27 protein-coding genes, 1 tRNA gene and 1 riboswitch are annotated in these 25,549 nt (G+C 34.8%); of the genes, 12 read left to right on the top strand and 16 right to left on the bottom strand.

Going from position 1 to position 25,549, the window contains the following annotated elements:
* Positions 1 to 116 precede the first annotated feature (116 nt).
* The 12 genes from H1A07_RS01135 to trpS form a co-directional block, all read right to left on the bottom strand.
* Entirely contained in the window at positions 117 to 1,088 is a 972-nt protein-coding gene (locus H1A07_RS01135; RefSeq protein ID WP_004898715.1) for a ribose-phosphate diphosphokinase, read from the bottom strand.
* Between the two features lie 109 nt (positions 1,089 to 1,197).
* The gene (gene glmU / locus H1A07_RS01130) at positions 1,198 to 2,583 is read right to left on the bottom strand and encodes a bifunctional UDP-N-acetylglucosamine diphosphorylase/glucosamine-1-phosphate N-acetyltransferase GlmU (protein WP_210145126.1); all 1,386 of its coding nucleotides are present in this window, start codon (positions 2,581 to 2,583) and stop codon (positions 1,198 to 1,200) included.
* 48 nt (positions 2,584 to 2,631) lie between these two features.
* The gene (gene purR / locus H1A07_RS01125; protein WP_210145125.1) at positions 2,632 to 3,468 is read right to left on the bottom strand and encodes a pur operon repressor; all 837 of its coding nucleotides are present in this window, start codon (positions 3,466 to 3,468) and stop codon (positions 2,632 to 2,634) included.
* Between the two features lie 115 nt (positions 3,469 to 3,583).
* Entirely contained in the window at positions 3,584 to 3,823 is a 240-nt protein-coding gene (locus tag H1A07_RS01120; RefSeq protein WP_057718070.1) for a Veg family protein, read from the bottom strand.
* Between the two features lie 75 nt (positions 3,824 to 3,898).
* Entirely contained in the window at positions 3,899 to 4,789 is an 891-nt protein-coding gene (gene rsmA, locus H1A07_RS01115) for a 16S rRNA (adenine(1518)-N(6)/adenine(1519)-N(6))-dimethyltransferase RsmA (RefSeq protein WP_210145124.1), read from the bottom strand.
* A complete protein-coding gene (gene rnmV / locus H1A07_RS01110) occupies positions 4,779 to 5,342 on the bottom strand; it encodes a ribonuclease M5 (protein ID WP_210145123.1) in 564 nt (187 codons plus the stop codon). Before rnmV ends, rsmA begins: the two co-directional genes overlap by 11 nt.
* Positions 5,326 to 6,099 (bottom strand): TatD family hydrolase, encoded by a 774-nt coding sequence (locus H1A07_RS01105; protein WP_210145122.1) that lies wholly within the window; start codon positions 6,097 to 6,099, stop codon positions 5,326 to 5,328. The genes rnmV and H1A07_RS01105 overlap by 17 nt, the downstream gene beginning before the upstream one ends.
* A complete protein-coding gene (gene metG / locus H1A07_RS01100) occupies positions 6,099 to 8,075 on the bottom strand; it encodes a methionine--tRNA ligase (protein ID WP_210145121.1) in 1,977 nt (658 codons plus the stop codon). The genes H1A07_RS01105 and metG overlap by 1 nt, the downstream gene beginning before the upstream one ends.
* A gap of 119 nt (positions 8,076 to 8,194) precedes the next feature.
* A complete protein-coding gene (locus H1A07_RS01095; protein WP_210145120.1) occupies positions 8,195 to 9,190 on the bottom strand; it encodes a P-type ATPase actuator domain-containing protein in 996 nt (331 codons plus the stop codon).
* 70 nt (positions 9,191 to 9,260) lie between these two features.
* Positions 9,261 to 9,432, bottom strand: a riboswitch (M-box (ykoK) riboswitch).
* 58 nt (positions 9,433 to 9,490) lie between these two features.
* Positions 9,491 to 10,078: a TPM domain-containing protein gene (locus tag H1A07_RS01090; RefSeq protein WP_094498901.1), complete on the bottom strand. Its 588-nt coding sequence runs from the start codon at positions 10,076 to 10,078 to the stop codon at positions 9,491 to 9,493.
* Positions 10,068 to 10,556, bottom strand: a complete 489-nt coding sequence (locus tag H1A07_RS01085; protein WP_057718077.1) for a ComE operon protein 2 — start codon at positions 10,554 to 10,556, stop codon at positions 10,068 to 10,070. Before H1A07_RS01085 ends, H1A07_RS01090 begins: the two co-directional genes overlap by 11 nt.
* 19 nt (positions 10,557 to 10,575) lie before the next feature.
* Positions 10,576 to 11,604: a tryptophan--tRNA ligase gene (trpS, locus tag H1A07_RS01080; protein ID WP_057718078.1), complete on the bottom strand. Its 1,029-nt coding sequence runs from the start codon at positions 11,602 to 11,604 to the stop codon at positions 10,576 to 10,578.
* 134 nt (positions 11,605 to 11,738) lie between these two features.
* Between trpS and H1A07_RS01075 the strand changes: the two genes are divergently transcribed.
* Positions 11,739 to 12,350 carry an SOS response-associated peptidase family protein gene (locus tag H1A07_RS01075; RefSeq protein WP_034525281.1) on the top strand — a complete coding sequence of 204 codons (612 nt, stop codon included), beginning with the start codon at positions 11,739 to 11,741 and terminating at the stop codon, positions 12,348 to 12,350.
* 26 nt (positions 12,351 to 12,376) lie between these two features.
* Positions 12,377 to 12,447: transfer RNA gene (locus H1A07_RS01070), tRNA-Gly, on the top strand.
* A 42-nt stretch (positions 12,448 to 12,489) separates the two neighbouring features.
* Here H1A07_RS01070 and H1A07_RS01065 read toward each other — a convergent pair.
* Positions 12,490 to 13,152: a CPBP family glutamic-type intramembrane protease gene (locus H1A07_RS01065; RefSeq protein ID WP_057718079.1), complete on the bottom strand. Its 663-nt coding sequence runs from the start codon at positions 13,150 to 13,152 to the stop codon at positions 12,490 to 12,492.
* Positions 13,153 to 13,294: 142 nt separating this feature from the next.
* Between H1A07_RS01065 and H1A07_RS01060 the strand changes: the two genes are divergently transcribed.
* The 9 genes from H1A07_RS01060 to H1A07_RS01020 all read left to right on the top strand — a co-directional run bounded on the left by H1A07_RS01060 (position 13,295) and on the right by H1A07_RS01020 (position 21,068).
* Positions 13,295 to 14,155 carry an ROK family protein gene (locus tag H1A07_RS01060; RefSeq protein WP_210145119.1) on the top strand — a complete coding sequence of 287 codons (861 nt, stop codon included), beginning with the start codon at positions 13,295 to 13,297 and terminating at the stop codon, positions 14,153 to 14,155.
* Between the two features lie 201 nt (positions 14,156 to 14,356).
* On the top strand, positions 14,357 to 15,736 hold the full coding sequence (locus H1A07_RS01055) for a glycoside hydrolase family 1 protein (protein ID WP_210145118.1): 1,380 nt from the start codon (positions 14,357 to 14,359) through the stop codon (positions 15,734 to 15,736).
* The gene (locus tag H1A07_RS01050) at positions 15,736 to 17,166 is read left to right on the top strand and encodes a PTS sugar transporter subunit IIC (protein WP_094496062.1); all 1,431 of its coding nucleotides are present in this window, start codon (positions 15,736 to 15,738) and stop codon (positions 17,164 to 17,166) included. The genes H1A07_RS01055 and H1A07_RS01050 overlap by 1 nt, the downstream gene beginning before the upstream one ends.
* Positions 17,167 to 17,311: 145 nt before the next feature.
* Positions 17,312 to 17,635, top strand: coding sequence for a PTS sugar transporter subunit IIB (locus H1A07_RS01045; RefSeq protein ID WP_057718083.1), 324 nt, complete (start codon positions 17,312 to 17,314; stop codon positions 17,633 to 17,635).
* 5 nt (positions 17,636 to 17,640) lie between these two features.
* Positions 17,641 to 17,889: a hypothetical protein gene (locus tag H1A07_RS01040; RefSeq protein WP_210145117.1), complete on the top strand. Its 249-nt coding sequence runs from the start codon at positions 17,641 to 17,643 to the stop codon at positions 17,887 to 17,889.
* A gap of 89 nt (positions 17,890 to 17,978) precedes the next feature.
* On the top strand, positions 17,979 to 18,305 hold the full coding sequence (locus tag H1A07_RS01035) for a PTS lactose/cellobiose transporter subunit IIA (RefSeq protein WP_004898685.1): 327 nt from the start codon (positions 17,979 to 17,981) through the stop codon (positions 18,303 to 18,305).
* Positions 18,305 to 19,030, top strand: a complete 726-nt coding sequence (locus H1A07_RS01030; RefSeq protein WP_210145116.1) for a GntR family transcriptional regulator — start codon at positions 18,305 to 18,307, stop codon at positions 19,028 to 19,030. Before H1A07_RS01035 ends, H1A07_RS01030 begins: the two co-directional genes overlap by 1 nt.
* 67 nt (positions 19,031 to 19,097) lie before the next feature.
* Positions 19,098 to 20,591, top strand: coding sequence for a glycoside hydrolase family 1 protein (locus H1A07_RS01025; RefSeq protein WP_210145115.1), 1,494 nt, complete (start codon positions 19,098 to 19,100; stop codon positions 20,589 to 20,591).
* Positions 20,592 to 20,660: 69 nt separating this feature from the next.
* Complete coding sequence (locus H1A07_RS01020) at positions 20,661 to 21,068, top strand: DUF3284 domain-containing protein (protein ID WP_210145114.1); 408 nt, start codon at positions 20,661 to 20,663, stop codon at positions 21,066 to 21,068.
* A 51-nt stretch (positions 21,069 to 21,119) separates the two neighbouring features.
* Here the strand turns inward: H1A07_RS01020 and H1A07_RS01015 are convergent, their stop codons facing one another.
* From H1A07_RS01015 to H1A07_RS01005, 3 genes are all read right to left on the bottom strand, one after another.
* Entirely contained in the window at positions 21,120 to 21,818 is a 699-nt protein-coding gene (locus tag H1A07_RS01015; RefSeq protein ID WP_210145113.1) for a GntR family transcriptional regulator, read from the bottom strand.
* A 74-nt stretch (positions 21,819 to 21,892) separates the two neighbouring features.
* Positions 21,893 to 23,245, bottom strand: a complete 1,353-nt coding sequence (celB, locus tag H1A07_RS01010; protein WP_210145112.1) for a PTS cellobiose transporter subunit IIC — start codon at positions 23,243 to 23,245, stop codon at positions 21,893 to 21,895.
* A gap of 22 nt (positions 23,246 to 23,267) precedes the next feature.
* On the bottom strand, positions 23,268 to 23,765 hold the full coding sequence (locus tag H1A07_RS01005; RefSeq protein WP_210145111.1) for a PTS cellobiose transporter subunit IIA: 498 nt from the start codon (positions 23,763 to 23,765) through the stop codon (positions 23,268 to 23,270).
* Positions 23,766 to 23,963: 198 nt separating this feature from the next.
* On the opposite strand from H1A07_RS01005, the gene H1A07_RS01000 reads away from it, so the two are divergent.
* Complete coding sequence (locus H1A07_RS01000; protein WP_210145110.1) at positions 23,964 to 25,412, top strand: 6-phospho-beta-glucosidase; 1,449 nt, start codon at positions 23,964 to 23,966, stop codon at positions 25,410 to 25,412.
* Positions 25,413 to 25,549: the final 137 nt, after the last annotated feature.

Below are 25,549 nucleotides of genomic sequence, written 5' to 3'. Positions count from 1 at the left end.
AATACTACCTTAATTATCCGATATATGTAAACGCTTTTCATATTTTTAAAATAAAGATATAGCTTTTATATGATAAAAACCAATATCTAAACAAATAGATATTGGTTCTTTATTACTTAATTATGGGATTGAAAACGAGTATTAAATAGTGGACTAACTGGCTTATGTTCTTGAATCAATTTAATTGCTTCACCCATCAATGGTCCTACAGAAACAATTTCAGCCTTAGATAAATCTTTTTCTTCAGGTTGGTTGATTGAATCAGTTAAGATTAATTTCTTAATTGGAGAATTATTTAAACGTTCAATTGCAGGTCCTGACAAAACAGCGTGTGTAGCTGAAGCATAAACCTCAGTTGCACCAGCATCCATTAAAGCTTGAGAAGCTAAAGTAATAGTACCAGCTGTATCAATCATGTCATCGATAATAATGGCACGCTTGCCTTTTACATCTCCAATGATGTTCATAACTTCAGCAACATTTGCTTTTGGACGACGTTTATCCACAATTGCAATTGGAGTCTTAAGAAATTCTGCTAACTTTCTTGCTCTGGTTACACCACCATGATCAGGCGAAACTACAACAGCATCTTTTTCTAAATCATGACTCAAGAAGTAGTCAGCAAGAAGTGGTGCACCCATTAAATTATCAACAGGGATATCAAAGAATCCTTGAATTTGTGGGGCGTGTAAATCAAGTGAAAGAACTCGATCAGCACCTGCTTTTTGAAGCATATCAGCTACTAACTTAGCTGTAATCGGCTCACGTGCACGGGTCTTTCTATCTTGACGTGCATATCCATAGTAAGGCATTACTAAGTTAACACTTCTAGCTGAAGCACGCTTAACAGCATCAATCATAATCAATAATTCCATTAAATTATCGTTTACTGGAGCTGAAGTTGATTGTACTAAGTAAACATCTTTACCACGAACTGATTCATCGATGTTAATTTGGATTTCACCATCACTGAAACGTTTAACATCAGACTTACCAAGCTTAACTCCTACTTTATCAGCAATTTTTTCTGCTAAAGGTTTATTAGAGTTGAGCGCAAAAATTTTAATTTCTTTGTCTAATTGAGACATAATTTCCTCCACCGAAAAATTACAATTCCATCTTTAATAATAGCAAAAAAATGCTACTTACGCTTGAAAATAGCAAAAAAAGAAGTTGTATTTAACAACTTCTTTTAATTTATTCCCAATCTTTATCTTTTGATAGCGGTAACTTGTGCCAGTAATCAGGTTTATTAGTCTGTCTACCTCTAGCAATTGCCATATCATACTTATCAACATCTTTAGTAATTGTTGAATCTGCTGCCACAAATGCATGATCAGCAATATTAACTGGGGCAATGATAGTAGCACCTGCTCCAATAAATGAATGATCGCCCACATTAGTATGAAACTTCTTAACACCATCGTAGTTAGAGAAGATAGTACCACAACCAATATTAATATCTTTACCTAAAGTTGCATCCCCAACATAAGTTAAGTGACCTACCTTACTATCTTCACCAATTTCAGCCTTCTTAATCTCAACAAAGTTACCAATATGAGCGCCTTTTCTAATGATAGCTTTAGGACGAAGGTGAGAGTTAGGTCCAATATCAGTATTATCATCCATTTGAGCTTCTTGAAGAGTTGAAGAAGTAATAATTACGTGATTGCCAATCTTAGAATCAATAATTCTTGAACTGTTAGTTATATAGCAGTTGCTACCAATTTCAGTCTTACCCTTGATAACAACGTTGCCTTCAATAACAGTATCATTACCGATCTTAACATCGCCATCAATATATGCTGTGTCAGGATCAATAAATGAAACACCATTCTTCATATGCTTTTCATTAATCCTTCTTTGCATAATCTTTGTTGCTTGAGCCAAAGCAATTCTATCATTAACACCCAAGCTTTCACTAAAGTCAGGCATTTCATAAGCACCAACTTTATGACCAGCTTTACGCATAATTTCTAAGACATCAGTTAAGTAATATTCGCCTTGAGCATTATCATTACCAACTTGTTTTAAAGCCTTAAATAATTCTTTATTATCAAAACAAAATACACCAGTATTAATTTCATCAACTGCTAGTTCTTCTGGAGTACCATCTTTTTGTTCAACAATTCTTAAGACATTTCCATCCTCATCACGAATAATACGTCCATAGCCAAATGGATTTGGTGCTTTCGCAGTTAAAACAGTTGCACTGTTTCCACTTTCTTCATGTTTTTTAAATAAGTTGTTAAAAGTTTCAGCAGTAAATAAAGGAGTATCACCAGTAGCAACTAAAGTTGAACCATCTAAGTTTTCTAATAAATCGCTGGCTGCCATAACGGCGTCTCCAGTACCTAGTTGCTTTTCTTGAAAAGCAAATTCTGATTGGCCTGCCAAAACATCTTTAACGCTAGCTGCACCATTGCCAACTACAGTAATAATCTTATCTGGATTCGTGCCTTTAGCAGCATTTACCACATGTTCTACCATAGTTTTACCACAAACCTTATGTAATACCTTGTAAAGTTGGGACTTCATGCGGGTACCTTTTCCAGCAGCTAAGATAACAACATACTTATTCATTAGTTTTATATCCCTTCAATTTTTTATATTTAAACACCTATCAGTATATCATTTTGGAAAGCGATTGAAGTCTGTCTGCTCTAAGAAATTCCCTGGTCTTACTTTGATTAGCTTTTTAGTTCTATCAACTTCTGTAATCTTTATTAAAGATTGATAGTCATCTACTACTTTTTGAGAAGCGTATTTTGTTTCACAAAGAACGCACATTCCAGCAACTGTTCCTTTAAATTCTTTAACTAGTTCTTCCATTCCAGTTAAAGTTCCGCCGCCCTTCATGAAGTCGTCCACAATTAATACATTGCTTCCTTCTGGGAGTAAGCGTTTAGCCAATTCCATTTTTTCAACTCGTTCACTTGAAGAAGCGACATAATTAACAGAGATCGTTGATCCTTCAGTAATCTTTGGTCTTCTTCTCACCATTACGAATGGGACGTTTAAAAAGCGACTAACTGCTTGGGCAATAGCTATTCCTTTAGTCTCAATTGTCATAACATAGTCAACATTGCTATAAGCATATTTAGTTGCAATTAATTGACCAATTTGACGTAAATCTTGTGGTGAGCCCAAAATATCAGACAAATAAACAAAATTTCCGGGTAAAATACGATCAGGATCCTCAATACGGTCAGCTAAATCATTAAGATAGTTTGTGGCCTCTTTTTTTCCTACAAAAGGAATATATCTCACTCCACCAGCAGCCCCTGCTACTGTCTCTAAAATTCCATTTTTATCATTAGCTAAAGTCTGACGTAAAATTGCCAAGTCTTCTGAAATTGAAGATTTAGCTGCGCCATAGCGATCTGCAAAAAACGGTAGTGCGATCAAAGTATGAGGGCGAGCTAAAAGATACTTAACCATATCAACTAATCTTTCTGAACGTTTCATGCTTTTACCTTCCTAAACATTAAATATTTCTAAGTTTAAATATACTCTACATAAAGAAAAATCACTAGCATTTTAAACAAAATACTAGTGATTGTTCGTAATCTTCTATTGTCAATTACATTTCATCAAACTCAAGCTCAATATTCTTGGTTAATAAATCCGTGTAACTATAAGATACTCGTTCAAAGTTGTTTTGATCTTGATCAAGATCTACAACAAATACTGCACGGTAGGTCTTAGTTAATCTACCCTTGCGGCGTGTTACTTTCTTTCTTCCTGCTTGAGCTACTACAATCAAGCTTTCACCCAAATGAGAATCCAAATTATGTTTAATTGCCATTAGTGTTGTTGGCACTGGACGTCACTCCTTTGCTTGATCTAATTTTATCAAAAAATTAATATTTTTTCAAGTCTGTAAATTGTAATCGTTTTATGCTTGCTGATCTTTTAAAAGATGAACTAACTTAACAAATTGTTCGAGAGTTAATTCTTCCGGACGAACCCTAACATCCAAGCCTAAATCACTAATTATTTTTTCTCGTTCATCTTTATCTTTAATTAAAGCTTTTAAATTATTAACTAATGTTTTACGACGCTGTGCAAAGCACATTTTTACTACATGATCAAAGAATGCATAATCACTAATATCAGGCTTTTCAATAAGTGGTGTTAAAACCACAACAGCTGAATCAACTTTAGGCCTTGGCATAAATGATGTACTTTTTACTTCTTCTGCCAGTCTTACATTCATTCGGCTTTGAACAGCGATAGTTAAGGGACCATATTCTTTAGTCTTTGGCTTAGCAACTAGTCTTTCAGCAACCTCTTTTTGCATCATCAATGTTAAACTAGAAAAATCCAAATCACTTTTAATAAGATTAAAAATAATCGGCGTTGTGATGTAGTAAGGCAAGTTAGCAACAATCTTTACTGCTTTACTTAAATTCAAGAAACCGCCATTATCTTCAATAAAGTTAGCCTTTAACACATCTTTCATTACTAACTTAAATCGATCTTTTAAATCTTCACCATCAATTTTTTGTGGCAATTCATTGTTTAAAATTTCTGGCAAATCTTGATCGACCTCATAAGCTAAGACGTTTGCCCCTGCTAACAGCAACTGTTCAGTTAATGAACCAATTCCTGGTCCAATTTCAATAACTTGATCTCCTGCTTGAATATCAGCTGCTTCAACTATTCCTTTAATAGCAGCCAAATCCACTAAAAAGTTTTGACCTAAATTCTTTTTCGCATGCATAAAGTAGCGATTTACAATTGCTTGAGTACGTACAGGACTAGCAATTGGCATACTATTTGACATCTTCAACTGCCCTCTTTAATTCATCATAAGTAATTCCAAACATCTTTAAACGTTTTAAAAATTGTTTACTGTTTCCATAGCCGATCCCTAGTTTAACACCAACCTTTTCACGTAAAAGACGTGCTTCTGAACTCATTCCTAAGCCTAAATCATCGTACTTTTCTTTAGTAATATCGCTTTTTATAGGCTGAACTTCATGTAAATCGCTGAGTGCGCGCTCTAAAGCTTCTTTTGAGGCATGTTCAACTCCCAAACTATTTCCACGCTTAGTTGGTTCTCCTTCTTTACGTGTAATAAAAGCCTGTTTGGCATTAGGAGCAGCTTCAGTAACTAATCGGCGTATTCTTTCACCGTTATAATCTGGATCAGTAAAAATTATTATTTCTCTTGTTTGAGAAAGTTTCTTTATTTCAGCTAAGGTTTCTTTAGATACTTCTGAACCGTTGGTTTCAATCGTTTCAATTCCAGGAAAGAACTGTTTCAACCGTTTCGTATCGTCCCTACCCTCAACAATAACTACTGCATTAAACTGCTTTTTATTCTTTGATTCCATATGCCCTCATCGTATTTTCAAACGTATGCTTAGCGACTTCTTCAACAGATGTATCGCGTAACTTAGCAATTGCCTCTGCCACATAGCGAACATATCCTGGCTCATTTTGTTTGCCACGGTATGGCTTAGGAGTTAGATATGGTGCATCTGTTTCAATTAAAAACTTATCCCATGGTACAACTTTAGCAGAAGCATGTACGTCAGTTGCCTTTGTAAAGGAAACAACCCCAGAAAATGAAACCATCATCCCTAAATCAAGAAACTTTTTAAGCCATTCTGGATCACCATTAAAATTGTGAATAATTCCGCCATATTCACCCACATGACTATCTTTTAAAACTTGATATGTATCTTCAAAAGCATCTCGAGTATGAATATTAACTGGCATTTTTAAACTATGTGCTAAATCAAGTTGCCTTGCAAAAACTTTTCGTTGAACATCTCTAGGTGATTCATCCCAGTAATAATCTAGTCCGATTTCTCCTAAAGCAACCGTTTTAGGATTTTTCAGCTGCTCAACTAGCTTATCTTCTGCTTTTTGATCGTAGTCTTTAGCTACATCTGGACAATAACCAACAATAGCGTATAAATTATCAAATCTCTGACTAAGGTCAACGGCGCGTTCATTAAATTCTGGATCTTGTCCGGCAACTGCACTTCTTACTACATCTAATTCTTTCGCCCGATCAAGATAAATCTCTTCTTTTCCGCGAAAAGGAACGTCATTTAGATGCGTATGTGAATCAAAAATCTCCATTAGCCTAATTCAGCCCCAACTTCATGCTCATTGCCTACAAGAGCTAATTTAACTTGACCATCTTTTTCACTAGATAAAAGCATACCTTGACTTTCATGTCCCAGCATCTTACGTGGCTTCAAGTTAGTTACTGCTAATACCTTTTTATCTAACAATTCACTTGCATCTGGATAAAACTTACGAATACCACTCAAAATTTGGCGCTCATTACCATCACCAAAGTCTAGCTTAAACATCAAAAGCTTGCTTGAGCCTTTTACGGGTTCAACAGATAAAATTTGACCTACTTGGATCTTTACTTTATCAAAGTCATCAATAGTAATGTGCTTTTCTTCATTTTGTTGACTTCTAGTCTTCTTCTTTGGCTTAGCCTTCTTCATTTCTTCCTTAATGTATTTAACTTCTACATCATTCTTAAGTCTTGGGAAGATTGGAGTTGGCTTTTCAGTAACTTTAATATTCCAGTCAAAAGCACCAAATTCAAGTTTCTTTTGATCTTCATTATTCCAATTAAGACCAAGTTGTTCAAACATCTTAACTGGGCTTTGAGTCATTACTGGTGCAATTAAAATGGCAACTAAGCGAAGACTCTCTGCTAAATTAGACATTACTTTAGATAATTCTTCACTCTTGCCCTCTTTATTCAAAGTCCAAGGCGTTGTTTCATCGATATACTTGTTTGCACGAGAAATAAGCTTCCAAACACTGTCCAAAGCTTGAGAGAAGTGAAGTGCATCCATTTGCTTTTGGTACTCTGAAATTGTTTCATTAGCAGTCTTAATTAAGTCTTGAGCAACTTCATCTTGTTCTGATGCAACAGGTGCTACTTGACCATTTTGGTATTGATTAATCATTGAAACAGTTCTGTTTAATAAGTTACCCAAATCATTAGCAAGATCAAAGTTAACTCTTTCAACAAAGTCTTCGGGAGTAAAAATACCATCTGACCCAAATGGAATTGCACGCATCAAGTAATAACGAAGTGCATCTAAGCCGTAGCGTTCAACAATCATTTCTGGGTAAACAGCGTTTCCTTTAGACTTAGACATTTTACCGTCTCTCATCAATACCCAGCCATGACCAAAAATTTGCTTAGGAAGAGGTAAATCAAGTGCCATTAACATAATTGGCCAATAAATTGTATGGAAACGAACAATTTCTTTACCAACTAAATGCACATCAGCTGGCCAATACTTTTTAAATAATGAATCATCATCAGAGCCGTATCCCAAAGCAGTAATATAGTTTGATAAAGCATCAATCCAAACATAAACAACATGTTTTGGATCACTAGGTACAGGAATACCCCAGTCAACGGTCGTACGAGTTACTGATAAATCTTCCAAGCCAGGTTTAATAAAATTATTTACCATTTCTTTTTCACGAGAGTGAGGCAAAATAAAGTCTGGGTGATCCTTGTAGTATTGAAGTAAGCGATCAGCATATTTGCTCATTCTAAAGAAGTATGATGGTTCTTTAACTAAACGTACTTCGTGACCTGAAGGTGCCTTTCCACCAATAACGTTCCCATCATCATCTTTGTATACTTCAGCAAGTTGAGATTCAGTAAAGTATTCCTCATCTTCTACAGAATACCACCCAGTATATTCACCTAGGTAAATATCACCTTGCTTTAATAATCTTTCAAAAATCTTTTGAACAGCCTTAACATGGTCTTCATCGGTTGTTCTAATGAAGCGATCGTAAGAAACGTCTAGCATTTTCCATAATTCTTTGTAAGAATTGGCCATCTTATCCACAAATTCTTGGGGTTTAATTCCTTGTGCTTCAGCTTTTTGTTCAATCTTCAAACCATGCTCATCAGTTCCAGTTAAAAAGAATGTGTCAAAGCCGCGAGATTTTTTATAACGGGTCATTGTATCAGCCGCAATAGTAGTATAAGCGTTACCGATAGTTAATTTTCCAGATGGATAGTAAATAGGTGTAGTAATATAGAAAGTTTTCTTTTCAGCCATCTTTATTCTTCCTCTCATAAGTCTTTTAATTGCTAGTATAACATAGCATGCAGGACTTAATTTGTACATTAAAAAAGGAATTCCATAAAATACGGAATTCCTACAAATTATTTAGATAATTAATTGTCATATGTCGCTCGAATCCTGGGCGTATCAATATTGGCTTTTACCAAGTTATTTACAATAGCTGTTGGCATTACTTCAGCCATTATACCAACAGCTATTGCCATAGCAAAAATTAAAGCATTTTCCCAATTGCCACGCATTATTTCATTAATTAGTAAAACAACTGGAACAATAACCAGAATCAATGTCAAAAAGATTTTGGTTAATCTTTTCATACTAAAATTAAAGAAATGGTTTTCTAGATTAAGCTTAGAAAGATTTTGGACTACTCTTCCAAAAACAGTTTCTTTACCAGTCGCAAAAACAACGCCAATGCCTGATCCAGAAAGAATAATTGTGCCAGCATATAAAATATTAGCGTAATCTAAGCCATCATTTTTATCAGTGTAATTAGCACTCTTTTTCACAGTGTCTTCTTCGCCAAGTAAAGAACACTCTAAATCATTACTTTTAAGTAACTTAATGTCAGCGGGAACAATATCTCCAGTTTTAAGTAACACGACATCACCAATTGTTAGATCTTTAGTTAAAATTTTTTGCGGTGTGCAATCGCGCATTACTTGAGTTGTTCTAGAAATTCGATTTATCAAGTTCTGAATATTAGTATTAATACGAATATTCTGCACAGCAGTTAAAATTACTGAGATAAATAAAATAGCTAAAACAAAAATTGCTGGACTTAAGTTAAGAGTACGTTGAGAAGAATTTAGAAAAATTGCTACAATTGCTAAAAAAAATAACGTCAGGGAAAAAGGAGTTATAAAAGCCTTTAGAAAATAGTGAAACTTAGTCTTATCATGTTTGATTATTATTTCATTAGAACCGTATTTTGCTAAGCGTTGCCTCGCATCTTTACTTTGAAGGCCACTAATTGAGGTTTTTAATCGTTGCAGCGTCGCAAACTTATCTTCGCGTGCAATCCGGCGCACCAGCTTGGTGTCTGTAGTATTTCTTGTGCCGGAAGTGTTGATTTTGAACATCTTCAACATCCTTTCTTAAGAACCTAGCAAACAAACAAAAAGACCGATGCAAAAACTGCATCGGCTTAAATCCAAGCGATTTTTATACTCGTCGTTCAGTTTTAACACTACGTGACGTAAGGTTATTTAACATAACTAGCTGGCTGGGGAGGGCCTTATATCGACGATCCCTGTTTGACCCGTTGGCATCTCTGGATGTTGCTGGGCGACAGCATGTGTTCACGTAGGAGTCTCACCTAACAGTTTATTTGCTCTAAATATTTAATTTCTACTGATACTTTAACGGCTAACTAGCATTTAGTCAAGTCCTTAATGCGGTTTTCGCATACTCTTAAATAAAACAAGACCAAAACTAATTAAGGCCGCAATCACTAATCCCCAAACTAAATTTACGCTTTGTGGATGGTCTATTTTTTGTAATTCTTCTTGAGTTAAAGAATTTTTATCATAAGACAACTTATCTTTTTGTGCGATTAAGGTTGCACAGGCATTAAATACCAATTGAATGCCCGAATTAAAAGTTGCTTGCTTTTCACTTCTCAACTTGTTACCCGCATAGCGAATAATGTTACTACATTTAGCCTGCGTTAAAGTGTCCTGATAATTTTTACCAACAAGAATTTGGATATTTTTCTTCTTGTTTTGTAAGGCTGCTGCAATGATAACTTGATTCTTCTGTGGTCGAATTCTATTTATTGCATTACTATCCTTTAAACTTAAAAGACGAATCTCAGGTTTACTCTTTGTCTTTTGATACTCTACATTTTTTTGCGTAACAAGTTCTTCAGTTTTAGTGTTAAACAAATTTTCTGGATCATTAATAAATGAACTTGTACTAGCAGTTAATAATAGAAGACAAGCTAATAAAGATAGAAAACTAACAAATTTATTTTTCATTATCAGCCTTCTCTAACCTATCAGCTAAGCTTTGAACATACTTATGATCTAACGTTACTTGTTCAATTGCTACACCCTTTTCACGTAAGAGTTTAAGTGCCAAAGGATTATCATGATAATCATAATAATAATTGATTTTCTTAATGCCTGCTTGCACTAAACATTTACTGCAATTAAAGCATGGAAAATAGGTAACATAAATTTCAGTACCTTCAGTTGAGATACCATTTTTAGCACACTGAATTAAAGCGTTCATTTCAGAATGAATAGTTCTAACGCAATGTCCATCAACCATCAAGTGACCTACGTCATCACAGTGCGGCTGACCGGAAACACTACCGTTATATCCCGTTGCAATCATCCGGTCATCCTTAACTATTACGCTCCCAACTAAAGCACGATCACAAGTGGAGCGTTGTGCGATAACTAAGGCCTGCATCATGAAATATTGCTTCCACGGAATCCTGTCTCTTGTCATTAATCTTACCTTCTTTAAATTATTTGTTTAATCTATCAAAATAATTTAAACCAATTGCTTCTCTAACTTCTTGTAGAGTTTGGTTAGCAACTTCATTTGCCTTCTTTGATCCTTCTAAGAGCATTTCATATACAGCATCTGGATCTTGAGCAAATTTCTCACGACGCTCTCTAATTGGAGCGAGTTCTTCTTCAAGAACCTTGTTTAAGTAACGTTTGATTTTTACGTCGCCCAAACCACCTTTTCGGTATTGTTCTTTAAGTTCAGCTACCTTATCTTTATCTGGTGCAAAAACATCAAGATAAGTAAATACAGTGTTTCCTTCTACTTGACCAGGATCTTCTACATGAATATGGTTTGGATCGGTGTACATTGACATAACTTTCTTTTGTACAGTCTTTGCATCATCAGCTAAGTAAATCGCATTGCCAAGTGATTTAGACATCTTCGCATTGCCATCTAAGCCTGGAAGTCTACCTTGTCCCTTAGGTGGGAAGTAGCCCTTTGGCTCAACCAAAATATCAGTATTATATACTCGGTTAAATGTACGTACAATTTCACGAGTTTGTTCAAGCATTGGTTCTTGATCATCCCCTACCGGTACCACAGTTGCTTTAAAGGCGGTAATATCAGCAGCTTGGGAAACAGGATAATTCAAGAATCCAACTGGAATTGAATCTTTAAAATTCTTTTGTTTAATTTCAGTCTTAACAGTTGGATTTCTCTCTAAACGTGCAACTGTTACCAAATCCATGTAATAAGCAGTTAATTCAAAAAGAGCAGGGATTTGTGATTGCACATAGATAGTAGACTTTTTAGGATCTAGTCCAACAGCTAAATAGTCTAAAGCCACTTGAATTAAGCTATTCTTAATTTTTTCAGGATCTCTAGCATTATCAGTTAGTGCTTGAGTGTCCGCAATCATAATATAAGGCTCATATTTACCTTCATTTTGTAATTTTACACGGTTTTTTAAGGAGCCAATATAGTGACCAATATGAAGTTTTCCGGTTGGTCTATCCCCAGTTAATAAAATTTCCTTTGTCATATTTTTTCTCCAATATATCTGTAATCTTTAACTTTACCTCCAATTCTAGCAAAAATCCTTATTTGTTTAAACTTACCTAAAACTTGCTAAAATTAAATTGAGAGAAAAATTATATAAAGAAAGGATGAATAAGGATGTGTAGTCATTATGAAATGCCGTCGCTTAAAGAAATTAAGACATATCTAAAAACCGATTTAAAATTACCGCTAGTTGTATCAAAAAATATTGAAGATAAATTTGAATCCGTTACTCAAATTTATCCTAAATCTCCATCTTTAGTTATGCTATATAGCGATGACGAACTAAAGCTAGTCGAAAAGAAATGGGGCTATCCTAGTCCATTTAAAAAGAATCGAGTAATTTATAATGCTCGGGTAGAGCGTTTTTATGAAGAAAAGCCATCAATGTGGGATGATTCATTTGCTCGTCAGCGTTGTATTATTTTAGCTAATGAATTCTGGGAAAGCAGCAAGCAAACTTACCTTGCTTCAAATAACAAAACCTATCATGAGCACTCATCTTTTACTGCAAAAGATGAACCGATGGCACTAATTGCTGGCATTTATAAAGGTGATGATTTTTCAATGGTTACTACTGCTTCTAATGATACTGTGCTTCCAGTTCATGAAAGAATGCCATTAGTATTAAAGCCATCTGAATTACGTCGTTGGCTCTTTCAAAACTTTACTTCTCTACTTGATCGTTCAGAATATAATTTGGATAGGCATCAGTTGCCACATCGTTAGCAAAATGATATAATCATTTTGCTTATGCGGGTATAGTTTAATGGTAAAATGTCAGCTTCCCAAGCTGAAGATGCGGGTTCGATTCACGCTATCCGCTTATATTAAAAACGAGGAACTCTACGAAGTTCCTCGTTTTTTGTTAGGCTAAAATCACCATAAAAATTCCATTTAGGATTGCTAAATAAATTGGCATCACGATTCTTTGTGAATATAAGTAAGACCAAGCAAATAGCATCCCATAAAGACTATTAAGAATAAATAAACTAAATGAAGTTTGAAAATTAAGTATTCCATAGAGAAAGCCTGAACACATAATGCCAACTATACCGCTAACCATATTCTGGGCTCTAAACCCATAATTAAAGAAAAAGCCTGTTGTTAAATATACTTGCATCGCTGGCAGCAAAAGACCAGTAGAAAATATAAGAAACCAAAATAAAAGATTACATTCAGCTTTTTGATAAATTATTTGAAAAGACATTAAGGGCACGCTTCCCTTAGCTTGAAGATAGGAAACAAAAATACGTCCTAAAATCACGAGAATGGATACACCAACTATAAATCCATAATCTGCCAATAAAGGCATTGTAGGCCTTTTTTCAAAAAATCGTTGTTCTCGATTAAATTGACGAATATAAAAATATAAAGTAAACAAGGAACAAAGTAAGAAAAAAAAGTACCCTATTTTATTTACATGATCATTTAATAGAGCTAATTTTTTAACTCCAATTACAATTAAATACAAGACTAAATAAACAATATATCTAGTCAAATTTCCTTGTCTGGATGATGGCGTATTCATGTCTTTTCCCCTTTATATCAATTACTTTCAATTATAGCAAAGCATTTAATATTAGTTGTACTTCATGAAAAATATATACTTATTGACAACGCTTACTTTGGTGATTAACATGAAAGATAAGATAAAAAGAGAGGTAATACTAATGAACTTAATTGCAATTGATATTGGCGGAACAACTATTAAAATCGCTACTTGGATAAATCAAAAATTAAAAATGATATTTATCATTGATACGCCAGATAATTTAGATACTTTTTATGAGGAATTAACTGATGCAGTTAATGAAATAAAAGCTAATCATAAAATTGATGGTGTAGCAATTTCTTCTCCCGGTGCTGTTAATAAAGCTACCGGAGTAATTGAAGGAGCAAGTGCCCTACCTTATATCCATAACTTTAAAATCGTACCTGAATTAGAAAAAAGATTTGGTCTACCAGTAAGTATCGAAAATGATGCAAATTGTGCAGCTCTTGCCGAAATCGCTGACGGAGCAGCTAAAGGATGCAAGAGCATGGTATTTTTAGTTATTGGGACCGGTGTTGGCGGAAGTATCATTATTAACAATCAAATTTGGCATGGTGCTCATCTCTACGGTGGTGAATTTGGCTTTATGATTATTGATGGTAAGCAGTTAAGCGATCTAGCTTCACCTGTTACCATGGCTAAGAGCTACAATAAGAAAACTGGAAAAGATTTTGACGGTAAAACTGTTTTTGAACTCGCAGACACTGATGATCCAATTGCTCAAGAAGAACGCGAAAAGTTCTTACATGCTCTTGCTGTCGCAATTTTTAATATTCAACACAGTTTTGATCCTGAAAAAATTATTATTGGTGGTGGAATTTCACAAAATCCGGAATTAGTTCCACTACTTGATGATGAGATTGCTAAATTAAGAAATAAGATCGAAGTTACGACAATTAAACCAATTTTGGATATTTGTACGTTAAAAAATGAAGCAAATTTGCGTGGAGCGGTTGCAGATTTTGAAAAAGAGCATTAAATTTTATATAGACACTTTTTTATTATTAAATAAATGTGTTTGAAAGCATCATGAAAAAGGACTGAGGAAACTACCTCAGTCCTTTTTTGTTATCTAATTAAGTAAAGTATATATTTTAAAATGAAAGTGCTTTACTTCTATTTTAAATAAGCTTATATTTATACATGTAAAATATGTAAGCGATTACAAAGAGGGAATATTATGAATAAGCAAAAAATGCCTAAAGACTTCTTCTGGGGCAATTCAGTTTCAAGTATGCAAACTGAAGGCGCCTGGGATGAAGACGGTAAAGGCTTATCAGTTTACGATGTACGACCTGCTACAGAAAATACTACAGACTGGCACAGCGCGATTGATGAATACCATCGTTATGATGAGGATTTAGACCTAATGAAAGAAATGAATATGAATATGTATCGTATTCAAATTTCATGGTCAAGAGTTTGTCCCGAGGGAGACGGGGATTTTAATCCTAAGGGAATTGAATTTTACGACAAATTAGTAAATGCCATGCTTGATCGCGGAATCGAGCCAATGATTTGTCTTTATCACTTTGACATGCCACTACACCTAGCTAAAGAATACAACGGTTTTATGTCACGCCATGTTGTTGATGCTTTTGTTAGATTCGGCAAAAAGATGATTGATCATTTTTCAGATCGAGTTAAGTACTGGATTATTTTCAATGAACACAATCTTTATTTCCAAGATGAAGTATTTAACATCTCCGGTTATGAAAAAGGTGATAAAACTTTAGATGATATGTATACCATCTTTCACCACACCATGATCAGTCATATTCGATTAGCTAATTACATCCATGAAAAATATGATGATGTAAAAATCGGTGGAATGCTTGCCTTCCAACAAATTTATCCTGAAACTTCAAAGTCTACTGATGTTTGGGCAGCAAAACAAATTCAAGAATTTTTGAATTTCAATATTTATGATGCAGATACTGGTCGCGGTTATTCACCAGAAGTGATGCAATATGCTAAAGAACATAATATTAGTTGGGATATAACCGAAGATGATAAAGAAGAAATGAAAAAAGCAAAAGCTGACTTTTTAGCTTTTAGTTACTATTCTTCTTGGACAGTTTCAGCTGATAAAATTCCTGCTGACGTTGCACCTAACCGTTACATGAATTATGGCGGTGTAGAAAACAAGTATCTCAAGACAAATGCTTGGGGCTGGACAATTGATCCACTTGGTTTTAGAAACGCTATTACCACTATGTATAACCATTACAAGATTCCAGTTTTCCCAATTGAAAACGGAATCGGCCTAAAAGAAACTTGGGATGGTGAGCATATGATCGAAGATGATGAACGTATTGCTTACCACGAGGAACATATTAAGGCTATGAAAGATGCCATGTTCTTAGATGGAGCTAAAGTTTTAGGTTATCTAGGCTGGGGATTAATCGACATTCCAAGTTCACATGCCGATATGGAAAAGCGTTACGGTGCTGTTTATGTCAACCGTTCAAATCATGACTTAAAAGATTTAAAACGTGTTCCAAAGAAATCATTTTATTGGTTCCAAAAAGTATTAAAAGATAATGGAGACGAAATATAATGGGCGAACAAAAACAATCAGGCTTTAGTGTGTTTGTTAATAAATGCATACTGCCTCCAGTAATGAAATTTGTTAATACTAAGGCTATCCAAGCTTTACAAAATGGTATGATTTATACTTTACCATTTATTCTTATTGGATCTATTTTCTTAATTTTAGGAAATATTCCTATTCCAGCTGTAGCTGATGCAATTAATAGTTCCGGATGGGGAGCCTTCTTTAACCAAGCCTACACTACTACTTTTAGTATCATGGCTATGTGGGCATCAGTTGGTATTGCCTACATTTATGTTAAAAATGAAGGATATGAACCATTAGCTCCCGGTCTTACTTCACTAGCCGCATTCTTAATGCTTCAAACTTTAACTATTGACAGCCCATTAAAGAATGCCATGGCTAAAGGTATTGACGGTGGAATGAGTGCAAAAGCAGTAACTGAAAATATTGATAAGTTACCACACGCTTTACAAACATTCTTAGAATCTCCAGTTACAGGAGTATTTAACATTACCTGGCTTGGCGGAGACGGTATGATCGCTGCAATTATTGTTGGTTTATTAGTCGGCTGGATTTACTCAGCTATTATGAAAAAAGGTTGGACTATTAAGTTACCTGAACAAGTTCCAGCTGCTGTTTCTAACCAATTTACTGCTATGATTCCATCAGGAATTATCTTAATTGGTACTATGCTTATTTACGCAGGCTTTAAGTTAACTACTGGTTCAGACTTCTTACAATGGACCTACCAGACTCTTCAAATTCCACTTCAAGGTATTTCAGATTCACTTGGTGGTGCCATCGCTATTGGATTCTTAGTACCATTCTTCTGGTTCTTTGGTGTTCACGGTGGTTTGATTGTTGGTTCCTTAGCTGGTCCAATGCTTCAGGCCAACTCATTCGATAACGCTCAATTATACAAGGCCGGTAAGTTAACTATCGCTAACGGTGCCCACGTTGTTACTAACGAATTCTACAACAACTTCATTAACTTAACTGGTTCAGGTATTACTATAGGTTTAATTATCTTTATCTTAATTGCTGCTAAATCAGCACAATTACGTTCAATTGGTAAAGTTGAATTAGTTCCTGGTATCTTTAATATTAACGAACCATTCCTATTTGGTTTACCTATTGTTATGAACCCATTCTTAGCAATCCCATTCTTCTTAACTCCAGTTGTAGTTGCAATTTCAACTTACTTTGTAATTAAAACCGGTATTGTTCCTCCTCTTAACGGTTTTGCTTGTCCATGGACAATGCCTGCTGTTATTTCTGGTTTCCTAATTGGTGGCTGGAAGATGGCAATTTGGCAAGCATGTACATTAGTAATTTCAACCTTGATCTACTGGCCATTTGCTAGAAAATACGACAAGATCTTGGTTCAAAGAGAAGCTGCAACGCTTAAGAAAGACGAAGCTGAAGGTAAATAATTTTTTAGTTATTAATTGACACTTATAATTAAAATAGTGCTATAATGTAAATGCTTTCAATGATGAAAGTGCATACATTTAATTTATAGATCAACACTCAAACACTGAAAAACACCTAATTGTATTTACAAAGGAGATAATTATTATGGCAGATAAAACTATTATGTTAGCTTGTTCAGCAGGTATGTCAACTTCACTTTTGGTATCAAAGATGCAAAACGCAGCTAAGGAAAAAGGTAAAGACTATAAGATCTTTGCTACTGCAGCATCAGGTATCCAAGATGAAATTGATAAGGAACACCCAGATGTATTAATGCTTGGACCTCAAGTTCAATATATGGAAGATAGTGTTAAAAAGATCACTGATGAAGCAGGCATTCCATTAACAGTCATTAACATGCAAGATTACGGTATGATGAATGGTGAACATGTTCTTGAAACTGCTCAAGAATTAATGGGCGACAAATAGTCAAAATGAATGACGAAGTAAAAATTGTTAATGAATTCGATCGCGATGGACATCACTTTAAAATTGGAGTTAGTGCAGATGGGCAAGTTTCTATCTATGTAGATAATGAAACTAAAGCCCATCATGGCTATCATTTCCCAGGTGTGATTCAGGTTCCTAAGGGTCTTGAACTAGATGGAAAAATGATGTTGCAACTACCAATTGATTGCGATGCCGCAATTGATCAAGGAATTCAAGAATTAAAACAAAAATAATTTATGGGAGATGCTTGCTGACATAGTAAAATAAAATATTGTCAGGAGCATCTTTTATTTTAAAAATACTATCTAGGAGAATTAAAATTATGGCACAAGAAAATAGCGATAACATGCAAGTTGTAATGGGAATTATTATGCAAGCTGGTAATGCAAAGGCTGCTGCTATGCAAGCAATCCAAGCTGCTAAAAAAGGCGATTTTGAAAAGGCTGATGAGTTTATTAAGCAAGCAAACGAAGGTTTAGTAAATGCTCACAACGTTCAAACCGATATGTTAACCCAAGAAGCACAAGGTAATCACGTAAAAGTTGACCTTTACATGGTTCATGCACAAGACCACTTAATGACAGCCATTACTTTTATTGACTTAGCAAAAGAAGTAGTAGCTGTTTACAAAAAAATGGCTGAAAAATAATGACTGCAGAAGCGAAATACTTAAAAGTTGCTCGAATTCTACAAAAAAGAATTGAAGATGGAGTCTATAAACCACAAAATCCCCTTCCTGACCAAAAAACACTTGCAGAAGAATTACACGTAAGCCGTTTAACTGTTAAAAAAGCTTTAGATGGGCTGCAAAGAAAAGGACTCGTTTATAAAGAATCTGGTTTAGGTACTTTTGTCTTAGGTCCAGTTCCAATTCAAGATAAGTTTGATTCACCAGCAAATGCTTTTAGTGGATTGGCTAATTTACTGGGATCAGATGAAGTTACTAGTGATATCATCGAATTTAATGTCGAATTTCCAAATGAAGATATTCAACATTACCTAAGAATAAAAGCTAGTGACCCTGTTTACAATATTCGGCGCTTAAGACGACTTGAAGGTAAACCTCTAATTCTTGAACATACTTTTATGCCCGTTAATTTAGTTCCGAATTTAAATGAAGATATCTTACACAATTCTATCTATAATTATCTTCATCATGATTTAAAACTAAAATTTAGCGTTGCATATCGTAAAATCAAAGCTGCTAAAGCTGATGATTGGGATCAAAAATATCTTCAAGCTAAAAAGGATGACCCAATCCTAGAGCTTGAACAGATCGTGTGGTTAAACAATGGTCAACCAGTTGAATATTCAACAAGCCGCAATCGCTACGATGAACGAAATTACGTCGTTTTGGAAACAAACAGCTTTTAAGTAAAAGTTCTAGAGCAATTCTAGAACTTTTTTTATAAAATTAAACAAATTAAGAAAGGAAAAAAGTATGACTAAAACCTACTCAATGCCTAAAGATTTTTACTGGGGCGGTGCTAGTGCTGCTAATCAATATGAAGGTGGCTATCAAGAAGGTGGTAAAGGATTAAATGCAATTGATGTCTTAACTAACGGCTCTGCTATCGAACCAAGGAAAGTTACTTGGAAAACACCAGACGGCAAAACTGGTACCACTGCAATGACTTGGGGAAACGAATTCAAATTGCCTGAAGGTGCAAAACCAGCTCTTTTAGATGATTACTATTACCCTAGTCATGAAGGAACAGACTTCTACCACCACTATAAAGAAGATATTAAATATATGGCTGATATGGGCTTTAATATGTTCCGTTTATCTTTAAATTGGTCACGTATTTTGCCAAATGGGGATGATGAAAAGCCAAATGAAGAAGGATTAGCCTTCTACGACAAGGTTTTTGATGAATGTGCTAAATATGGTATTGAACCTTTAGTAACTCTTTCGCACTATGAAACTCCCCTATCTTTAATCAACCGTTTTGGTGGCTGGAAAGATCGAAAAATGATTGATATCTTTGTTCACTATGCAGATATCGTCATGAATCACTACAAGGGTAAGGTTAAGTACTGGCTTACTTTTAACGAAATTAATGCGATGGATATGGCTCCTTATATGGGCGGAGGTCTAATTGATGGAAGTAAACAAAATCGTGCTCAAGGGGCTCATAATCAATTTGTAGCAAGTAGTAAAGTTGTTAAATTAGCTCATGAAATTGATCAAAGCAACCAGGTTGGTCAAATGCTTGCCTACTCTGCTTACTATCCTTATACTGCTGATCCAGCTGATCAAATTTTAGTTATGAAAGCTAAACAAGAAATGCTCTTTTACTCAGATGTTCAAACTGGTGGTCGTTACCCTGAATATCGTTTAAAACAATATGAACGTGATGGCATCAAACTTGATGATAAGCCAGAAGACTATGAGCTAATTAAAAACTATCCAGCAGACTTTCTCAGCTTTTCTTGTTACACCTCTAATGTCCTCACTACTCATGAAGCTGATGCTAAAGCTAATGGTAATGTTTCCGCAGGCGGCGTTAAGAACCCTTATCTTGACTATAATGCCTGGGGATGGGCAACCGACCCAGATGTATTACGAATTGCCTTAAATGACCTTTGGGATCGATACCACAAGCCCCTCTTTATCGTTGAAAATGGTCTTGGTTGGGGTGATGAATTAACTGAAGATCATAAGGTTCATGATGATTACCGCATTAACTATCTTCGTGCCCAAATCAAGTCAATGGAAGAAGCAGTTAATGAAGATGGCATTCCTTTAATGGGCTACACGATGTGGTCAGCAATTGATTTAGTATCAAATGGAACAGGTGAAATGAAGAAACGCTACGGCTTTGTGTACGTAGACCGCGATGACAAAGGTAACGGCTCATTAAAGAGATATCCTAAGGATTCCTTTAACTGGTACAAAAAAGTTATTGCATCACATGGTGAAGATTTAGACTAAAAGCAAAATAGAACCTAGCATTTCTAGGCTCTCTTTTTTTGACAAGATAGATAGAGAAAGACAAACAAAATGATTACAATCAAAGAACAAGCAAACTTTAAAGCAAGAGATTTCTTTAATTACCTAGATAGACAGCTTACTCAAGCAATTAAAAAAGCTCGTGGTAATGACTTACCTGTTAAAATTGCTGCAGGAACAACATATCAACAAAGAAATGTGAAAGCCGAAATCACTGAATATGAATTCGGTAAAAAATATGTTTCAGTTTTCAAGTCACCTAAAATAGATGTTAAAATTGGCTACTATTTAACCGATACACCTCAAGGTTGTCAGATTATTTTTAAAGAAGATGTTCTCAGCTATGACGAAAAGAAACATTCTAATATCGGTACTTGGTTTTACAACTGGCAATTAAAGCAAGGCGCTAAAAAGCAATTAAAACAAATGAAAAATAATGTGCTCACATATGCAAAATAACAAAAATGCCCTAGTCTCAAACAACGATAGTTTGAGATTAGGACTATTTTTTTAAATAATGTCATCAGAACTTTGATCATAGAATTTAGAATTTTGATAATTGTATACCAACTTAGAACTATCAAAAGGAGTTCCATTAGCTAAATAGAAAGTATCATAAACTTCTAAACAGGGATCTCCTTCTTCTAATTCTAGATACTTTGCTTCATCAGCAGTTAACTTTCTAACACGCATATATTTATCAGAGAAACGAATTTCTTTCTTTAAACCATCTTTGATATAGTCAAAAATCGATCCTTCAGCAATTTCCTTACTCATAAACGGAATAATGCTCTTAGGATAATATGATTCTTCCAAAACAAATGGCTTACCTTCTTGTCTGCGCAATCTTTTTATAAAGTAACATACTTCATCAGAATGAAGATACTCATTTAGAGGACTAGGCGCTTTTTTCTCTGAGAACTCAATGACTTCCGTACTAGGATTTTTTAATACATGAGCAAAACCAGCATTGTCTGTTAGTGACATATATCCATCTCGCCCAGTCGGTCTGACAAAAACTCCAGAACCTTGAACTTTATAAACTATTCCTCGTTGAGTCAACAACGTAATCGCCTGTAAGATCGTTGATTTACCAACCTGATATTCTTTCATTAATTCGGTAATTGTTGGTAATTTATCTCCATGATGAAGTTTGTTTTTGGTAATATAAGCTTTTATTTTATCCGCAACTAATTCATATTTTTTCATTACTATGTCCTTAAAATAAAAAACCTCATAGTTATATTTTAAACTACGAGGTTTTAAAAGCATATACTTTTTAATTATGCTTTAGTAGCATCAGCTTGTTCTTTCTTATAAATCGCTGTATCGTAGTGTCTAATAAATGGGAACCAAATTAAAAATGCTACTACAGCACATACAACCGAAAGAACGAAACCTTGCCAACTAGCAGTTGCAATCATACCACTTAATCCAACTGGAGTTGGCCATGGTTGTTGAACAATAATTTTAGGAACCATGTGCGTTGCGATTGCAACATAAGCTACAGCACCAGAAGCAAGTGGTGCACAAATAAATGGAATAAATAGACCCACATTATAAACAATAGGTAATCCAAAAATTAATGGTTCGTTAATGTTAAAGATTGCGGGAATCAATTCAAGCTTACCTAGTTCTTTCAATTGCTTTGATCTAGCCAAAAATGCAATAAAGATTGCCATACCTAAAGTAGCACCAGAACCACCAATAGTAACAAATGCGTTTATTGGGTCACCAGCAAATACATGGAATCCACCTTTTACGTTATCTGCCATATTTGCTAAAACAATTGCTTGATAGAAACTTGATGTAATTGTAGCACCATGAATACCAAACCACCATAAAAAGTGAATGAAGAAGATAACGATTAAGAATCCCCACCAAGTATCAGCAATAGCAGAAATAAATGAAAATGGAATATATAGTACTTGGAAAATATCAGTACCTAGAACAATTAAAATGATATCAATAATACCAATTGTAAATGCAACGACAAATCCTGGAATTAATGCAGAAAATGAATTTGCCACACCAGATGGAACAGATGCTGGCATCTTAATGCGCCAATTATGTTTAATACAGAAACGATAAATTTGAACCGTTAACCAAGCAACTACTAAGCCAGTAAAAATACCAGTTGCACCGATTCTGGTCAACCCAGAACCAGATACACTATATCCTCCTGCTATTACATTATTATTTTTTAAAATATTTATAAAAATTGTGCTGCCGCTTTTCCAAACCAATTGTGGAACAGTGATGAATAGGCCCATTAAAGTTAAGAAAACAGCGTTTAATGGATCAAGTAGCAAATTCTCTTCTTTACGGTAAATATCTGCATAATTATATGCAAATGAACCAGCAAAGAAAATTGCAATAATCCCCATAGTCGCATTATAGATAACTGTGTACATATTACTAAAACGACCGATGGTATTATTGTAAAAATCTACAAATCCTTTAGCAGTAATAACTTGTGGTAAAACCGTTAAAACTAAAAACATTGATCCAATGATAGAAAAGGCAATAATGGAATAACCAGCACCCATAATTGCACGTACAAAACGTGAACCTGAGAACTTGCCGAGTATCTTCATCATTTTATTTTTAAATGATGGTTGCGCAGTGTCAGACATAGTACATCCCCCTCAATTTGTCCTACTGTCTATTACTTTCAAATGTCTTAATTGCTCCTGCATATTTGTCGCGACCATTTTGAATGTTGCTAATTCTTCTTAAGATTAAGATGGATCCTAATATTCCAATAATTAAAATTGTAAAGATCACATTTGCGACATCATTTGTAGTCATAAAAGGAAATAGAATCTTTCCAAATGGTAAATAGCAACCTATAGCAAAGATTACATTTGCAGCTAGCTGCAGTTGATAATACAGTTGGGTAAATTTCAAGTCAGTATTTTTAACATTCCACTTACTTATCTGCTCTACTGAAGCTATTAATAATAAAACAAATAATAATCCTGAAATTATCGAAGCAACAATATCGTGGTAACAAATTGCAAAAACTAACCAAAATAGATTAGTGAATAAGAACGCCGCAGAAAAATAACGAATCATTAAATAGCGGCTAAAATTTATAGATCTTACACTCATGTCATGTTTCTTTTGTTCTAAACTCTGATCTTTTTTAGTCATTATTGTATCTGTCCTTTCAATATTGTTCCTGAACAATTCAGACAACACCTGTATAATACTCCACTATGAAACCGCTTGCAACAATAATAACTGTTTTCTTATAAAAAATAAAATTCTATACTTTTACGCTTTACAATTGAGTTTTTAATTTGTAGAATGAATTCCGAAAACGCTTACTTTAGAAAGGACGTATTGAATATGACTGGATACACTATGCCTGAGGGCTTTTTATGGGGCGGCGCTGTTGCCGCTCACCAACTTGAAGGTGCATGGGATGAAGATGGAAAGGGAATGTCAGTTGCTGACGTTATGACAGTAGGATCAGCAACTAAGCCACGTGAAATTACTGATGGTGTTATTCCTGGTAAGAACTACCCTAACCATGACGCAATTGATTTTTACCACCACTACAAAGGTGATATTAAGTTAATGGCGGAAATGGGCTTTAAGGCTTTCCGTACTTCAATAGCTTGGACTAGAATTTTTCCTAAGGGCGACGAAAAAGAACCAAATGAAGCAGGGCTTAAGTTCTATGATGACTTATTTGACGAATGTCATAAATATGGAATTGAACCTGTAATTACCCTTTCTCACTTTGAAATTCCATATCACTTAGTTAAAGAATATGGTGGCTTTACTAACCGTAAATTAATTGATTACTTCGTTCGCTTTGCCCGTGTTTGTTTCAAGCGCTACAAGAACAAAGTTAAATACTGGATGACTTTCAACGAAATTGATAATCAATCTAGTTTTAACAATGACTTCTTAATGGCTACTAACTCTGGTATCTTGTTTAATAATGGAATGGGCGATAAAGAAAAAGAAGCTGCTATGTATCAAGCTGCCCACTATGAATTAGTTGCTTCTGCTTTAGCAGTTAAAGAAGGTCACAAGATTAATCCCGACTTCCAAATTGGTTGTATGATTAACTACTCACCTGTTCGTCCTTTAACTTCATCATCAGATGATGTTTTACTTGCTGATAAATTTGAACAAAGACGTGACTTCTTCTCCGATGTACACGTTAACGGTGAATATCCAAATGCTGTTGAAGATTACATTGAAAGAAATGGTTATCGTCCAGATATTACTGAAGAAGATAAGATTGCCTTAAAAGAAGGTACAGTAGACTACGTTGGCTTCTCATACTATCAATCCACTACTGTTTCAAGTAAGAAAGTTAAACCAGATGAATTAACTGACTTACAAAAAGCGATCGTAGAAAACCCTACTTTAGAGCGTAGTGACTGGGGTTGGGAAATTGATCCAGAAGGTTTGAGAATCTCTCTTAACCACCTAACTGACCGCTACCACAAGCCACTATTTATCGTTGAAAATGGTCTCGGTGCTTACGATAAGCGCGAAGCTGACGGTTCAGTTCACGATCCATACAGAATTGACTACCTAAGAAAACACATTGAACAAATGGAAAAGGCTGTTGTTTTAGACGGTGTTGACTTGATGGGTTATCTTCCTTGGGGATGCATTGACTTAGTTTCAGCTGGAACTGGTCAAATGGACAAACGCTACGGCTTCATCTATGTTGACAAGAATGATAAGGGTGAAGGAACACTAGAACGTTCAAAGAAGGATTCATTTAACTGGTATAAGAAAGTCATTGAATCTAACGGTAAAGACTTAGATTAGTAATTTAAAATAGAATTTAGCAAGTATACTAAATCTTATTTTTTTCTTCCAAATTAGCAGTTAATGTGCCAGAGTGCTAAATAATTTACATTCTATCCTAACCTACTACAATAAACAGTGTAGAGAGCGTAATGGAA

The organism is Lactobacillus taiwanensis, from assembly GCF_017894345.1.
Lineage (GTDB): Bacteria > Bacillota > Bacilli > Lactobacillales > Lactobacillaceae > Lactobacillus > Lactobacillus taiwanensis.
The sequence above is the reverse complement of the archived record's forward strand: the minus strand, read 5'-3'. Positions and strand labels throughout refer to the sequence as shown.

Excerpts from the sequence above, each read along its gene's own strand:
- celB (WP_210145112.1), bottom strand. The coding sequence starts at position 23,245 with ATGTCTGACACTGCGCAACCATCATTTAAAAATAAAATGATGAAGATA.
- H1A07_RS01025 (WP_210145115.1), top strand. The coding sequence starts at position 19,098 with ATGACTAAAACCTACTCAATGCCTAAAGATTTTTACTGGGGCGGTGCT.
- H1A07_RS01090 (WP_094498901.1), bottom strand. The coding sequence starts at position 10,078 with ATGAAAAATAAATTTGTTAGTTTTCTATCTTTATTAGCTTGTCTTCTA.
- H1A07_RS01050 (WP_094496062.1), top strand. The coding sequence starts at position 15,736 with ATGGGCGAACAAAAACAATCAGGCTTTAGTGTGTTTGTTAATAAATGC.
- H1A07_RS01035 (WP_004898685.1), top strand. The coding sequence starts at position 17,979 with ATGGCACAAGAAAATAGCGATAACATGCAAGTTGTAATGGGAATTATT.
- rsmA (WP_210145124.1), bottom strand. The coding sequence starts at position 4,789 with ATGTCAAATAGTATGCCAATTGCTAGTCCTGTACGTACTCAAGCAATT.
- H1A07_RS01000 (WP_210145110.1), top strand. The coding sequence starts at position 23,964 with ATGACTGGATACACTATGCCTGAGGGCTTTTTATGGGGCGGCGCTGTT.
- H1A07_RS01065 (WP_057718079.1), bottom strand. The coding sequence starts at position 13,152 with ATGAATACGCCATCATCCAGACAAGGAAATTTGACTAGATATATTGTT.
- H1A07_RS01045 (WP_057718083.1), top strand. The coding sequence starts at position 17,312 with ATGGCAGATAAAACTATTATGTTAGCTTGTTCAGCAGGTATGTCAACT.
- H1A07_RS01135 (WP_004898715.1), bottom strand. The coding sequence starts at position 1,088 with ATGTCTCAATTAGACAAAGAAATTAAAATTTTTGCGCTCAACTCTAAT.
- H1A07_RS01105 (WP_210145122.1), bottom strand. The coding sequence starts at position 6,099 with ATGGAGATTTTTGATTCACATACGCATCTAAATGACGTTCCTTTTCGC.
- glmU (WP_210145126.1), bottom strand. The coding sequence starts at position 2,583 with ATGAATAAGTATGTTGTTATCTTAGCTGCTGGAAAAGGTACCCGCATG.
- purR (WP_210145125.1), bottom strand. The coding sequence starts at position 3,468 with ATGAAACGTTCAGAAAGATTAGTTGATATGGTTAAGTATCTTTTAGCT.
- H1A07_RS01030 (WP_210145116.1), top strand. The coding sequence starts at position 18,305 with ATGACTGCAGAAGCGAAATACTTAAAAGTTGCTCGAATTCTACAAAAA.
- rnmV (WP_210145123.1), bottom strand. The coding sequence starts at position 5,342 with ATGGAATCAAAGAATAAAAAGCAGTTTAATGCAGTAGTTATTGTTGAG.
- metG (WP_210145121.1), bottom strand. The coding sequence starts at position 8,075 with ATGGCTGAAAAGAAAACTTTCTATATTACTACACCTATTTACTATCCA.
- H1A07_RS01060 (WP_210145119.1), top strand. The coding sequence starts at position 13,295 with ATGAACTTAATTGCAATTGATATTGGCGGAACAACTATTAAAATCGCT.
- H1A07_RS01095 (WP_210145120.1), bottom strand. The coding sequence starts at position 9,190 with ATGTTGAAGATGTTCAAAATCAACACTTCCGGCACAAGAAATACTACA.
- H1A07_RS01040 (WP_210145117.1), top strand. The coding sequence starts at position 17,641 with ATGAATGACGAAGTAAAAATTGTTAATGAATTCGATCGCGATGGACAT.
- H1A07_RS01005 (WP_210145111.1), bottom strand. The coding sequence starts at position 23,765 with ATGACTAAAAAAGATCAGAGTTTAGAACAAAAGAAACATGACATGAGT.
- trpS (WP_057718078.1), bottom strand. The coding sequence starts at position 11,604 with ATGACAAAGGAAATTTTATTAACTGGGGATAGACCAACCGGAAAACTT.
- H1A07_RS01015 (WP_210145113.1), bottom strand. The coding sequence starts at position 21,818 with ATGAAAAAATATGAATTAGTTGCGGATAAAATAAAAGCTTATATTACC.
- H1A07_RS01075 (WP_034525281.1), top strand. The coding sequence starts at position 11,739 with ATGTGTAGTCATTATGAAATGCCGTCGCTTAAAGAAATTAAGACATAT.
- H1A07_RS01085 (WP_057718077.1), bottom strand. The coding sequence starts at position 10,556 with ATGACAAGAGACAGGATTCCGTGGAAGCAATATTTCATGATGCAGGCC.
- H1A07_RS01055 (WP_210145118.1), top strand. The coding sequence starts at position 14,357 with ATGAATAAGCAAAAAATGCCTAAAGACTTCTTCTGGGGCAATTCAGTT.
- H1A07_RS01020 (WP_210145114.1), top strand. The coding sequence starts at position 20,661 with ATGATTACAATCAAAGAACAAGCAAACTTTAAAGCAAGAGATTTCTTT.